Source organism: Mycobacterium sp. (genome assembly GCF_965229105.1).
Taxonomy (GTDB): domain Bacteria; phylum Actinomycetota; class Actinomycetes; order Mycobacteriales; family Mycobacteriaceae; genus Mycobacterium.
Genome location: NZ_OZ245858.1, coordinates 2,261,758 through 2,275,546, shown reverse-complemented (window position 1 = coordinate 2,275,546; position 13,789 = coordinate 2,261,758). Strand labels below are relative to the sequence as shown.

The 13,789-nt window shown below is 66.1% G+C and carries 9 protein-coding genes; 5 read left to right on the top strand and 4 right to left on the bottom strand.

What is annotated here, in order from left to right; translation table 11 throughout:
• Nucleotides 1–13: 13 nt before the first annotated feature.
• Complete coding sequence (locus tag ADBZ9O_RS10945; protein WP_526531053.1) at nucleotides 14–1,411, bottom strand: amidase; 1,398 nt, start codon at nucleotides 1,409–1,411, stop codon at nucleotides 14–16.
• Nucleotides 1,412–1,478: 67 nt separating this feature from the next.
• On the opposite strand from ADBZ9O_RS10945, the gene ADBZ9O_RS10940 reads away from it, so the two are divergent.
• Both ADBZ9O_RS10940 and ADBZ9O_RS10935 read left to right on the top strand, forming a co-directional pair.
• Nucleotides 1,479–1,913, top strand: coding sequence for an HIT family protein (locus ADBZ9O_RS10940; protein WP_526533063.1), 435 nt, complete (start codon nucleotides 1,479–1,481; stop codon nucleotides 1,911–1,913).
• Between the two features lie 2 nt (nucleotides 1,914–1,915).
• Nucleotides 1,916–2,356, top strand: coding sequence for a nitroreductase family deazaflavin-dependent oxidoreductase (locus ADBZ9O_RS10935; RefSeq protein WP_526531051.1), 441 nt, complete (start codon nucleotides 1,916–1,918; stop codon nucleotides 2,354–2,356).
• A gap of 1 nt (nucleotide 2,357) precedes the next feature.
• Here ADBZ9O_RS10935 and ADBZ9O_RS10930 read toward each other — a convergent pair whose 3' ends face one another.
• A complete protein-coding gene (locus ADBZ9O_RS10930) occupies nucleotides 2,358–3,407 on the bottom strand; it encodes an LLM class flavin-dependent oxidoreductase (protein WP_526531049.1) in 1,050 nt (349 codons plus the stop codon).
• A gap of 8 nt (nucleotides 3,408–3,415) precedes the next feature.
• Nucleotides 3,416–4,258: a uracil-DNA glycosylase gene (locus ADBZ9O_RS10925; protein ID WP_526531047.1), complete on the bottom strand. Its 843-nt coding sequence runs from the start codon at nucleotides 4,256–4,258 to the stop codon at nucleotides 3,416–3,418.
• Nucleotides 4,259–4,297: 39 nt separating this feature from the next.
• Between ADBZ9O_RS10925 and tap the strand changes: the two genes are divergently transcribed.
• Both tap and ADBZ9O_RS10915 read left to right on the top strand, forming a co-directional pair.
• A complete protein-coding gene (tap, locus tag ADBZ9O_RS10920; RefSeq protein WP_526531045.1) occupies nucleotides 4,298–5,542 on the top strand; it encodes a multidrug efflux MFS transporter Tap in 1,245 nt (414 codons plus the stop codon).
• 18 nt (nucleotides 5,543–5,560) lie between these two features.
• Nucleotides 5,561–6,922, top strand: coding sequence for an FAD-binding oxidoreductase (locus ADBZ9O_RS10915; RefSeq protein WP_526533061.1), 1,362 nt, complete (start codon nucleotides 5,561–5,563; stop codon nucleotides 6,920–6,922).
• Nucleotides 6,923–6,938: 16 nt separating this feature from the next.
• Here ADBZ9O_RS10915 and ADBZ9O_RS10910 read toward each other — a convergent pair whose 3' ends face one another.
• Nucleotides 6,939–10,463, bottom strand: a complete 3,525-nt coding sequence (locus ADBZ9O_RS10910; RefSeq protein ID WP_526531042.1) for an ATP-binding cassette domain-containing protein — start codon at nucleotides 10,461–10,463, stop codon at nucleotides 6,939–6,941.
• A 170-nt stretch (nucleotides 10,464–10,633) separates the two neighbouring features.
• Between ADBZ9O_RS10910 and ADBZ9O_RS10905 the strand changes: the two genes are divergently transcribed.
• Nucleotides 10,634–13,780 (top strand): hypothetical protein, encoded by a 3,147-nt coding sequence (locus ADBZ9O_RS10905; RefSeq protein ID WP_526531040.1) that lies wholly within the window; start codon nucleotides 10,634–10,636, stop codon nucleotides 13,778–13,780.
• Nucleotides 13,781–13,789 lie beyond the last annotated feature (9 nt).

Here is a 13,789-nt window from a genome sequence, read left to right as displayed (position 1 = left end):
ACATTCTGGCAGCTCAGCTGACCGCCGGGCGCCGATGCGCCCACGGGTGGTCGGCTTCGATCTCGGCGCACAGCGATAGCAGGGTGGCCTCGTCGAAGGGCCGCCCGACAAGTTGAATGGACAGCGGCAAGCCGTGGCGGTCGAGACCCCACGGCACGACCGCGGCCGGCTGGCCCGTCGCATTGAAAATGGCCTGATAGGGCACCCTTGCGGCGATGAGCGCGAGCGTCGCGATGGCCCCGCGTTTGCGATAGGCACCGACCCGCGACGGTCCGGTCGCCGTGCCAGGGGTGATCACCACGTCGACGTCGGCGTAGATGGCTCCCATCCGCGCGGCGATATCAGCCTCGGCATCCCGGATCTTGGCGATCCGACGATCGGAGAACATCCTGCCGATCCTGGCCATCCCGCGGGTGCGCGAATCGAGGCGCTCCGGGTGTGGCAGCGCCCGCACATCGTCGTAGATACCGCGGAAGTAGCGCGGCAGGACGTGGCCGTAGACGGCGGTCAGCGGATAGTCGAAATCACGGACGACAACGTCATGGCCGAGTTCGCGCAGCACCGCGCCGGCCTGATGCACCGCAGCGCGTTGCTCAGCGTCACGGTAGGCCGTCAACGGTGGAGGGACCTTGGTGCTCAACGCAATTCGCAACCTGTTCGGCGGCCGCGAGACCGCCCCGACAAAGCCCCCGTCGGGGCCTGGCATCGTCTTATCGGCCGTCACATCCAAAAACAGCGCGGCATCTTCGACGGTATGGGTCAGCGGTCCGTTGACCGACATCCCGCACCAGGCGTCGTCATGCGGAGCCAACGGAACCCGACCGCGCTGCGGCTTGATCCCGAACAGACCGCACCACGTTGCCGGGATCCGGATCGACCCCGCGCCGTCGGAACCCAGCGCCAGCGAGGCCAACCCAGCGGCCACCGCGGCAGCGCTACCGCCGCTGCTCCCACCGGGCGTGCGGGCGATATCCCACGGATTGTGGGTGGCGCCGAAGCTGACAGATTCGGTGAACGGCCAGATCATCATCTCCGGCACCGCGGTTTTGCCCAGGATCACCGCCCCAGCTTCCCGCAGCAGGCGCACCACCTCGGCGTCCTTGGTGACCGCCGAGCCGTGCGCGGTGCTGCCGTAGGTGGTGGTGGCACCGGCGACGTCGACGTCGTCCTTGATGGCGATCGGAACCCCCAGCAGCGGTAACCGCTCACCGGCGTCGAGGCGCTCCTGCGCGGCACGCGCCTCGGCACGCGCCGAATCGACAAACACCACCCGGTACGCGCGCAACTCCGGATCCAGCCGGGCGATCCGCTCCAGGTAGAGGTCGGTGAGTGCGGGCGCGGTGACCTCGCCGGCAGCCAGCATCCGCCCATGCTCGGCAGCGCCGGCGAACGCCAATTCGATCGAGTCCATGGCCCGCAGCGTATCGCTGGCTCTGGACCGGCGGCCGACGACCGGGGAGCCACGCTACGGTGGCCAGATGTCTTGTGTCTTCTGCGCCATCATCGCCGGCGACGCACCGGCGGTCCGCATCTACGAGGACGACAACTACCTCGCGATCCTCGATATCCGCCCGATCGTCCGCGGCCATACGCTGGTCCTACCCAAGCGGCACACCGTCGACCTGACCGACACCCCCGCAGCGACGGTCGCCGATATGGTGACCATCGGTCAGCGCATCGCGCAAGCGGCCCGCAACTCCGAACTCAAAGCCGACGGCAACAACATCGTCATCAACGACGGTAAAGCCGCATTCCAGAGCGTGTTCCATATCCACCTCCACGTGGCGCCCCGCCAACTCGGCGACAAGCTCTCCTTCGCCAAGGGACTCGTCGTGCGACGCGATCCTGATCGGGAGGCCACCGGCCAAATTCTGCGCGACGCGCTGGCCGCAATCGACGCGGTAAAGGAGTAGGGATGGACCCCCGCGTGCAGAAGCTCGCGCTCAAGGTGTTGAGCGTGCATGACATCATCTACCAACGCAGCGGCGGGTGGATCGGGCATCGGATTCCGTTCGCTCCACCAAACCTGTTGCTGCACAGCGTCGGTGCCAAGACCGGCAAGGCTCGGACGAACACGCTGACCTACGCGTCAGACGGCGGGAACTACCTCATCGTCGCGTCCAATGGCGGCGCCAATCGCTATCCGGGCTGGTATCACAACCTCAAGGCCAATCCCGACGTCGAGATCAACGTCGGGCCCAAGCGGTTTCCAGTGACGGCGCGGATCGTGCTACCGGATGACGCCGACTACGCCCGGCTCTGGAGAATCGCGAACAAGAACAACTCTGATCGCTACGACGGTTACCAGGAGCGCACCGATCGGCCCATCGCGGTGATCGAGCTCAGCCCGCGTTGAGCTAGAAGAGTTCTTTCGACAGGAGTTCCAGCGTCTGCTCGCGGGCAGGCGCTGTCGCCGGATCGGTTCCTCGGTAGGCGGTGCCGACCGGGTTCAGCATCACTTCGTCCACGCCGAAGCGTTCGGCGATGTCACGGACCTGGTCGGCCGCCTCGGCAGGCGCACCGACGATGGATTTGCCAAAACCGGATTCGACGATGGCGCGTTCCTGGGCGGTCAAGCCTTTGGCCTGCGCATCCTCTACCAGGTCGAGCGCGTGCAGCGGCTTACCGGTACGCAGCGCGGCCATCATCTGCAGGTTAGCCAGCAGCAGCGCCTCCGCCTCGTCGCGGGTCGGTGCGACCGAGGCGTTGACCGTCATGAAGGTGACGGGTTCGGCCGCCAGATCGCTGGGCCGGAACTCCGAGCGGTAGGTCGCCAGCGCCTCCTCGGTGCCCTGCCCGGCGAAGTGGTGGGCGAACACGTACGGCAGACCCTTGGCGGCGGCCAGGTGCGCGGAATACATCGACGAGCCCAGCAGCCACACCCGCGGTTCGCTGGCCGCGGCCGGGGTGGCCTTGAGGATGTAATCGGGCCGCATCATCCGAGCCGGAAGCTCGACGCGAACACCGGTGACGCTCATCATCGCCGCGACCTCGTCGAGGTACTGCGGGAACTTGTCGATATCGGTGTCATCCCGGCCAGCGGCGCCGCGCAGCACCATCGACACCACCGGGTCGGAGCCCGGTGCGCGGCCGAGGCCGAGATCGATGCGGCCCGGGGCGGCGGCTTCCAGGAGCGCGAACTGCTCAGCGACGGCCAGCGGGGCGTGGTTGGGCAACATCACCCCGCCGGAGCCGAGCCGGATCTGCGCGGTCTGCGCAGCCAGGTAGGCCAACACCACCGGCGGGCTGGTAGCCGCGACCGCAGGCATGTTGTGGTGCTCGGCCACCCAGTAGCGGGTGAAACCCAGCCGGTCGGCGGTCTGCGCGAGCCGCACGGTGGCGGCCAGCGCACCGGCGGTGGTCTGATCGGTGCGGACGGGGACGAGGTCAAGGACAGAAAGCCGCATAACGTGAGTTAACAGCGTGGCGGCCTGGTTCGTTCCCCGATGCCGGCACGATGGCGGGCATCGGTGAAAATATCGTCGAGCATCGGCGGGGTCAGCCGTCCGGTGAACATGTTCTGTTGGCTGGGGTGATAGCAGCCGACCAGCACCAAACCCGACGGCAGCTCCGCAATGGCGTGGTGGCCGAACTTCGGCTTCGCCCCTGGGGCCAGCTCATCGGCAAGCATCGACAGCGCCACCTGCCAGGCGAAGCCACCGAGCGCGACGACCACCCGCACATCGGGCCGGATCAGTGCCCATTCGGCGGCCAGCCACGGCGAGCACGTCGACCGCTCGGCCGGCGTCGGCTTGTTATCGGGCGGCGCGCAGTGCACCGGTGCGCTGATCCGAATCTTGTTGGCCCGCAAACCGTCCGCGGCGTCGACACTGGTCGGCTGATTGACCAACCCGGCCCGGAACAGCGCGGCGAACAACTGATCGCCCGAGCGATCGCCGGTGAACATCCGACCGGTCCGGTTGGCGCCGTTGGCCGCGGGCGCCAATCCGACGATCAGCAACCGCGGTTTGGGCGCACCCCAACTCGGGACGGGCCGCCCCCAGTAGGGCTGGTCGATGAACGAGCGCCGCTTGACCTCGGCGACCTCCTCCCGCCACGCCACCAGCCGTGGGCAGGCCCGACACACACTGACTTGCGCGTCAAGCTCAGCCACCGACGTGGCCGCACCAGCCAATCGCTGCACCGACGCGGAATCGGCAGCGATCGGCGTCGACGCGGCTGCCGGATCACCGGGCCATCCGGTGCCAGGTGGCACCGGCGATAAAAACCCCTGACCGGTACGCGGGTGCGCAAGCATCAGACCATCGTGCACTGCTACATTTTTCGGCGATAACCCATGGCCAAGAGCAAGCGCGGTCCGCTACTACTGATCCTGTTCGCTGCGTTGATGGCGGGTGCGGGCAATGGGATCTCGATCGTCGCCTTCCCCTGGTTGGTACTGCAGCACAACGGGTCCGCGCTGGACGCCTCGATCGTGGCCATGGCGGGCACGTTGCCGCTGCTCGCGTCGACGCTGATCGCGGGTACCGCGGTCGATATCGTCGGGCGCCGACGCATCTCGATGATCGCCGACGCGTTGTCCGCGCTATCGGTGGCGGGAGTGCCGATCATCGCGATGGCGTATGGCGTGGACGCCGTCAACGTGGCGGTGCTGGCCACGCTGGCGGCGTTCGGCTCGCTGTTCGATCCGGCCGGCCTGACCGCCCGCGAATCGATGCTGCCCGAGGCCGCCACGCGCGCCGGCTGGACCCTGGACCATGCCAACAGCGTCTACGAGGCGATCTTCAACCTGGCCTACATCGTCGGCCCGGGTATCGGTGGCCTGCTGATCGCGACGCTGGGCGGGATCAGCACGATGTGGGTCACGGCGTGCACGTTCGTGCTGTCGATCATCGCCATCGCGACGCTGCGGGTGTTCCGGCTCGAAGGTGCGGGTAAGCCGGACCGCGCCACCCGGCCCGAGGGCGTCTGGTCCGGGATCGTCGAGGGGCTGAGCTTCGTCTGGAACAACAAAGTGCTGCGCACGCTGGCATTCATCGACCTGACCGCGACAGGGCTCTACATGCCGATGGAGAGCGTGCTGTTCCCCAAGTACTTCACCGACCGCAATGAGCCCGCTCACCTGGGTTGGGTACTGATGGCCCTGGCTGTCGGCGGCCTGGTTGGTGCGCTGGGGTACGCCGTGCTGTCGAAATACACCAGGCGGCGCACCGTCATGCTGGTGGCCCTGCTGACGTTGGGGGTGGCGATGACGGTCATCTCGTTCCTGCCGCCGCTGCCCATGATCCTGGGGTTGTGCGCGGTTGTCGGGCTGGTCTACGGGCCCATCGCACCGATCTACAACTACGTCATGCAGACGCGAGCCCCGCAACATCTGCGCGGTCGGGTGGTGGGTGTGATGGGCTCCCTCGCCTACGCCGCCGGACCGCTGGGCCTGATCGTCGCAGGCCCGCTGGCCGATAGCGCCGGGCTCAAAACGACGTTCCTCGCACTGGCCCTGCCGATGCTGTTGCTGGGGCTGGTCGCACTCGGCCTCCCGTCGCTGCGGGAGTTGGACCGGCCCGCGCCGGGCGGCTCGTAGGATCAAAGCGTGGCCCAGATCACCAACGTGGCAGCGCTGACGGCAGAACTCCCCGATGGCACCGTCGTCGTCGACCCGGACATCCTGGCGTCCTACCGCCAGGACCGGGCGTTCGACCCCGATGCTGGCACCCCGCTGGCCGTGGTCCGCCCGCGGCGCACCGAAGAGGTCCAGACCGTATTGCGCTGGGCCAGCGCGCACGGTGTGCCGGTGGTCCCGCGCGGGATGGGCACCGGACTGTCCGGTGGTGCGACCGCAGTCGATGGCGGCATCGTGCTGTCGACGGAGAAAATGCGCGATATCACCGTCGACCCGGTGACACGCACCGCCGTCGCCCAGCCCGGGCTGCTCAACGCCGAGGTGAAGAAGGCCGTCGCCGAGTACGGGCTCTGGTATCCGCCTGACCCGTCGTCGTTCGAGATCTGCAGTATCGGCGGCAATATCGCGACCAATGCCGGCGGACTGTGCTGCGTGAAGTACGGCGTCACGACCGACTATGTGCTGGGCCTACAGGTGGTGCTGGCCGACGGGACCGCGGTGCGCCTCGGTGGACCACGTTTGAAAGATGTTGCGGGACTGAGCTTGACGAAGCTGTTCGTCGGCAGCGAGGGCACCCTGGGGGTGGTCACCGAGGTGACGCTGCGGCTGCTGCCGCCCCAGCACACGCCCAGCACGGTGGTGGCGTCGTTCGCGTCGGTGCGTTCGGCATGCGATGCGGTCGGTGCCGTCACGGCCAAGATCCGCCCGGCCATGCTGGAATTCATGGATGCCGTGGCGGTCAACGCCGTGGAGGACAAGCTCAAGATGGGCCTGGACCGGGGCGCGGCCGCGATGTTGGTGGCCGCCTCCGACGAGCGCGGCGCCAACGGAGCCGAGGACGCCGAATTCATGGCGCAGGTGTTCACCGAATGCGGTGCCACCGAAGTGTTTTCGACCTCCGATCCCGACGAAGGCGAGGCGTTCGTCGCCGCGCGTCGGTTCGCCATCCCCGCGGTCGAGGCCAAGGGGTCGCTGCTGTTGGAGGATGTCGGAGTACCGCTGTCGGCGCTGGCCGACCTGGTGGCCGGTATCGAGAAGCTGGCCGCCGATACCGGACTGATGATCTCGGTGATCGCCCACGCCGGCGACGGCAATACCCATCCGCTGATCGTCTACAACCCCGCCGATGCCGCCGAGACCGAGCGGGCGCAGAAAGCCTTCGGCGACATCATGGATCTCGCGGTCGGCCTCGGCGGCACCATCACCGGCGAGCACGGCGTCGGCCGGTTGAAGAAACCGTGGCTGGCTGGATATCTGGGGCCAGAGGCGATGGAGCTGAACCGACGGATCAAGACCGCACTGGATCCCGCGGGCATCCTGAACCCGGGCGCGATCGTCTGAGCATCGCTCGGTGCGGTTATGCGGCCAGGTGATTCCACCTCGGCGCGAGCTCTGCCCACGGTCCCACCTCGGCGACCTGCCCGTCGACGAGTACCACCACCCGATCAGCCTGTGCCAGCGCCGCCCTCTTGGAGGTGGCGCCGAGCACCGTAGTGCCCCGCGCCCGAAGACTGTTCCACAGCTCCATCTCGGTGGTGGCATCAAGCGCACTTGAAATGTCATCGGCAAGAAGCAGTTCCGGTTCCACGGCCAGCGCCCTGGCCAGTGCCAGCCGCTGGACCTGGCCACCAGAGAGCCGGACACCGCGATGACCGACGACCGCGTCGGCACCGCCAGCCGCCGCGATATCCGAAGCGAGGCACGCGTCGGTCACCGCCCGCGTGAACTCGCGGTCGTGGTCCAGCAGCACGTTCTCGGCGAAGGTTCCCGACAGCACCCGGGGCACCTGTGCCACGTACGCGATCTGACTGGGCCGCAGGAACGTCTGAGGGTCCGCGATATCCGCCCCATTCCAGAGGATTTCGCCGGTGTGGCCCACCAGGCCGCAAAGTGTCGACAGCAGACTCGACTTTCCCGACCCCACCTGGCCGAGTAGCAAGACCAGTTCGCCGACGCTCACGGTGAGGTCGACGCCGGTAACCCCGCGCGTACCGTCATCGTGCACCGCCGTCACATCGCGAAGCTCAATCCGTTGCAACGGAATTCGCGGCGGCGGCGTCGGCCGGGGAGCGGTTCCTGCGATGACGTCGACGCCCGGCGGAACATCCATCAAGTCAGCGCCGCCGGCGAAGCTGCTGGTGACCTGCTGCCACGCGCGAGTTCCTGGCGCCTCGGTGATCACCGCTCCGGCGACACTGCCGAAATAGCCAAATCCGGCGACAGCACCCGAAACCAGAAGCGCCGTAGCGAGATTCCATCCGCCGAGGAGATACATGATCCAGGCCGCGACGAAGCCCACCTGCACCATCACCACCGGCACACCGAAGAGGATCGCCTGGATCCGATGCTCACGCACCGCGGCGCCGACGCGACCGGCATCGACGCGGTCGAGATGCGCGTGCACATCACCCGTGGCGGCCGCGAGCTTGACGGTGCGCACACACTCCAATGCTGAAACCAGCGCCCGGCCGAAGTCAGCACGGGTAGCCGACGCCGCCGTCGCCGACCGTCCAGCCATCGGGCGACCTGCGACCGACGCCACCGCCGCGCCGACCATGACCGCCAACAGGATGGCTCCCGCGATCGCCGACCCGCTGAGCAAGGACGCGATGACCACGGTGACCAGTCCGGCGACGACGTCGTTGCTGCGGTCGGCGTAGTGCAGGAATCTGTCGGCGTCGAGGACCCGCGACACCACCTCACCCGGTGGCGTCCGAACCAGCCGGTGTTGCCGGGTCTGCCTGTCCAGCACCGTCATCCGGATGCGGAGTGAACATGCCGACCACCACGGCACGAACCGGCGAATCGCCAATGCCAGGACCAGTGGCTCCACCCCGATACTGAGCACGACGGCGATGGTCAGCAATATCGACGTGTTGCCCTCCTGCAAGCTCTCGACCAGGTGCCCCCAGGCGAATCCACTGATCGCGCCGGTCGATCCCACCAGTCCGCTCACCATGAACATCGTGGCGCCGAGCAGGCCCCACGACGGATAGGTGCAGACCATGCGGAAGATGCCGCGAGCCAGGCTCGGACCGCCGTCAACGACGGGCGCCTCCGGTGCCGCGCCCTGGCGTCGGGCACCACCGAGCACCGCGTCCTCGCCGGCCGCTTTCTCGTTTTCGACCACCGCGACGTCCTGGCCTCCGGAGGCGTCGAGAAGGCGCCGGAACGGGCCGGGGCGCGACTCAAGCTCCCTGCGCGGACCCCGGTCGATCAGCTGCCCGCCGTCGAGCACGGCAACGTAGTCGGCACGTGTGACAGTCGACAGGCGGTGGGCGATCAGGATTCCGGTGCGACGAGCCAGCAGTCGGTCCGCCGCCCGGATCACCCTGGTCTCGGTGAGCGGATCCATGCGTGCCGTCGCCTCGTCGAGAATGACGATCTGCACGGCGCGGACCAGCAGTCGCGCAAATGCGACGAGTTGTTCCTCCCCCGCCGACAACGTCGTTCCGCCAGGGCCGAGGAGGGTGTCGAGGCCGTCGGGCAGGCTCCCCACCCACTCTGTCAGCTCAAGTTCGGCGACCGCATCCTGCACGCGTTCGCGCGGCACATCGGCGAACAGAGTGATGTTCTCGGCCAGGGATCCGCCCAGGATCTCGGTGCGCTGCGTGACCACCCCCACCGACGCACGCAACTGCTGCAGGTCGAGGTCGAGAACATCCACGCCGCCGATGGTCAACGAGCCAGGCTCGGGATCGACTGCGCGAGAGACCAACGACGCCAGGGTCGACTTGCCCGACCCCGTCCGGCCGACGAGCGCGCAGGTAGTGCCCGCCTTCACGCTCAACTCGATACCGTCGAGTGCGAAAACCCCCTCGGTATAGGCGAAATGCAGATTCTTGAACTCGATATCTGCCGGACCGAGCGGAAATGGCTGTCCACCAATGGGTTCCGACTCGCTGGCGGCCAACTGCCGCAGGCGGATAACGGCGCCCATCCCCGCCTGCAGTTCGGGAAACTGGCGCGCGAGCTGAGATATCCCGCTGACCACGAGAGCGCTGACGAGGAACAGAGTGACCAGCGCAGCGACATCAAGGTGGTCGGCGGTGACCAACGCAACCCCAGCAATGACCACACCACCTAAGAACGCATGCAGCAATCCGCCTGCGCGCAACGTGATCCGAGATTCCACGGCCACGACATCGACCAGGCGTCGTTGCACGTGGCCCGAGAGTTCGGCACACCGCCGAAGTACGTATGCCTGTCCGAGGCTGGTCCGCACGTCATCGCGCGCGGCGATGCCCTCCTCCATGGCGGCGGCGTGATCGGTCCACGCCGCCTCTTCGAGCACCTTGCGATCGCTGAGCTGACGCAGCAGCGGTCGGATGGCCACGATAACCAGTGGGGCGATGACGGGGAAAAGGATCCACGCCGGCCACCACGTCAGGCCCGCGACGATCCACATCGGTACGACGAAGACGACGGTCTGCATCGCCGTCCACAGCTGCGCGCGAACCAGCGATCCCACCTCATGGGTGTCGTCGTCAACGCGGTCCAGAACTTCACCTACGGCCTGTTCGGACAATCGTTCGAGCGGCTGATTCAACGCGGCCGAGAGCAGTTCACCACGCAGTTTGCCCTCCGCCCGGTCGGCGATGACCGCCCAGATCGTGCTCCCCGCCGTATCCAGCAGGGCGGACCCCAGCAGGCACCCGGCAAGGATCGCAATCAAACTCCAGTTGGGGCTGGCGGCCAACCGGCCGACGACGACCGTTCCCACCGCCTGCAGGATGGCGGCGATCACCAAGGCGGCCAGAGCGATACCTGCACCCGGCCTGCGCAATCGGCGCCAGTCCACGGTGCGGTCGAGGTCGTCGCGGTGACGGTCGGTGGCCGCAGTGGTCGGGCTTTCGTACGTCATCGCGTTGTCGTAAGTCATCGTTTTGTGGTCGTCATCGCCTGGCACGGTACACAGCGACGACGGCCGCTTGCACCCCTATTTTCAGCGGACGCTTCCACATGAATTTTTGACGATTCGGCAAACACGACAGCCACTCGCTGTGACACTGACGGGATCAGCGTGGGGGCGCTGTCTGGGGAGGGGGTCCCGTGAAGGCTTCTGTGTCGAAAATTCTGGACGCGCATAAGGCGGCGGTCAGGTCGATTCCGAAGTGGATCGCTTCGAAAACCGGACTGCTGATCGCGATCTACGTCGGCTTTGGCGCTATCGGCGTTCTCGACGAGACAGTGTCGCGAATGCACCTGCCAGGCGGCGTGGCTGGAACCGCGTCGTCCATCGCATCACCGTCGTCCGCGCTGTCCAGTGCTGCCGCTCAGCAGGTCGTGATCGGGTGGAACGACTGGGCTCCATCGGGCCTGCCGGCAGTCATGCCGCTCTGGGGGATGCTAGGTCTATACATGGTCTTCGATCTGCTCTTGATCGCGGTCCCGGTCGCTCTGTTGCTTCGGCGCGCCTGCACGTATGCCGATAGTCGGCTTCTCTCGCTGGGACTGTCGGCCGCCCGAGAAAGCGCCATCCGAGGGCTCCTGAACATTTCCAGAACTACCGCCTACTTTTATCTGGCGTTAGACGCCAGCGAGAATGTGGCGTTGTTTCTCGCGGGGACTTCAACGTCGATCGGTGCGGTGATCGCGACGGGCATACTGTCGATCGGCAAGTGGCTGTTTCTCGGCGCTGCCCTGGTCGGATTGATCATCGGACTTGTCGGAAGGCCGGGCGCGCAACGCCTTCCCGACGATGACTCACGTTCCCTCGCCGCGATCGCCAAAGACCACTGGGAGCCCGTTCGGGCTATGCGAGTTCACCTTGGGGTGGCCGCCTTTCTATTGATTTTCGCCTTGCTGCCCGGCGACCTGGGGCATCAACTCGATGACGCGTTTCTCTATCCGTTCGGCGGCGAGCGGTTCGGGATGGCTGTCAAAACAGTCATTGCCGTTGTCATCCTGGTCGCCGCGATGGCGCTGACCGCGCGGGCGTGCCTAGCCGAATACCGCGCGGAGCACACCGCTCACGTCTGGCCTCCCGCTACGGTGCACTGTCAATTGGTGGCAGGGTCCCTGGTGGCCATCATCGGCGGTATCGCGCTGTGGCAACGGTGGCCAGTTGGGGTGGCGCTGTTGGTACCTGGCGCCATGCTCGCGCTGCTCGCCCTGATCAGCTACTGGCCGAAGACCACCCGCGACTACAACGCCTCCGACCGCCCTGCTCAGGAGTCCCAAGAATCAGCACTATCCGCGGTCTACCTCCTGCCAATGCTCGCGATCGCGTTGGCAGTGACTCCGCTGGTGGTTCTCACCGCGCTGGCGGTGCGAAATGGCATACGCCTGTTGACGATCTACAAACTCGGATACGGGCTTGGCCTTCTAGTCGTGTTCCCGGTGATCGCGACATATGTAGGGTGGGTCGTGGTGACACTCGCCCAATTGGACCCTCCGCTCTGGCAGCGCTTTACACAGCGGGCGTCTCGGTGGAGATGGATTCCAACCTGGTACCGGCGATTTGCTGCTCGTCTGTCTGGGAGCAAGATCTTTCTCCCGGCCGCACTCGCGAGCCTCTCGCTTGCTGTCTTCGTATTCTTCGCTTGGTCGGTTCAACTCAGCGGAACCTGGCTCGGCCCTTGGGGACTCGTCTTCGCCTTCTCTTCCGCCATTCTGCTGGCGGCCACCGCATTGGTCCTATTGAGCAACCGGATTCCCAATTGGCCCGTGCTGGCCATCCTGGGATTTCGGCGGGCGCCCCTCATCCTCGCAGTCGTGCTGTGCTCCATCGTGGCATCCACGCTCGATGACCACACCAACTACCACAACACGCGACTGACCAACGACGCCAAACACTCGGAGCTGCAACTCAAGGACGCGCTCGGAGAATGGTCGAAGAACCCTGCGCTCGGCAGACCAACCGGCAAGCCGGTACCGCTGGTGTTCGTGGCGTCAGCGGGAGGGGGAATTCGCGCGGCGTACTGGACTGCGTTGGTGCTGGGATGCATCATCCCCGGGGAAGGTGATTACCCCCGTCCAGGAGGACTCCCGAAGGAGGCGACGTCCTGCGAGAAGTCAAAGATGTCCAAGGACAGCATCTTCCTAGCCAGCGGCATCTCGGGCGGCAGTCTCGGTCTTGCTGCGACACAGGCCATTCCCAACCGCAAAGACCGGCTTGAGGCACTCAAGTTCGACTTTCTCGCGCCGACAATCGCGGCGATGGCGTTTCGCGATCTACCCAATTCGCTGCTCCGAGTGAATATTTCCGGCCAGGACAGGGCGGCGGCCCTCGAAGTTGCGTGGGAGAACGCTGCGAAGGTCAACAATGGCGATCTGACGCCCGACATGACCAACAGTGCTTACCGGAGCGACGGCAGGCCGAAATTTCCGCTGTTACTTCTGAACGGAACGTCGGTTACAGATGGGTGCAGAGTCGCCGTCTCGACCCTCGACCTGGCGAGGCCGACCAACGCGAGCAGCACTGGAGACAATCCAGGAGCCGAAAACTGTCTCGCTCTCGACGAAGAGCAGTTCAGTGATGCGAACGCATTCAAGCCAGCGCTCGCGGCCACCAAGGATGCTTTTGACAACACCTGCACGCCAACCGATCCCGCCGCCAAGGACATCAGACTGTCTACTGCGGCGTTGCTGAGTGCCCGATTCCCCTACGTCTCCCCAACCGGGGGTCTGTTCTCGTGTAATGATGACAGCGGGACGTTCGACCTCGATGGCGGCCTTATCGACTCATCGGCCGCCGGGCCGATTGCGCAAATGTGGCCCGATATCGCCAATTGGCTCAGTAGCCAATCGGCTTGCTACTCACCCAAACTCATCATCATCGACAACGGGTACCAAAGCCAGACCGAAGCCGAACCGCCGGCCCGGCCGCTGGAACTCGTCGCACCCCTGACCGCGTCGGGGGCCATCAGCGGCGCCAGAAGCGCGGCCGCGCGGCAAGCGGCCGCGTTGGCATTCCAGAAGTCCTTCCAAGGAAAAGCCCTGGGCAAGAATTGCCCGACGGCACCGACGGTGGAGGGTTGGACGTCTCCGAACGTGGTGGATTTCTACCCGGTTGCCACACCCGGCATCGAAGCACCCCTCGGGTGGACGCTGTCGTACTACTCGCAGACCTCGCTCGAGAATCAGCTGGGCAGAAATGCGAACCAGTGCTACGCGGAGATCGTGGCGCAATGGTTCACCGCCGAGACCGCGGAGCCCCAGATCTGCAAGAAGAGGGATTCCGAGCCTGTGAAATAACTGGCGCAC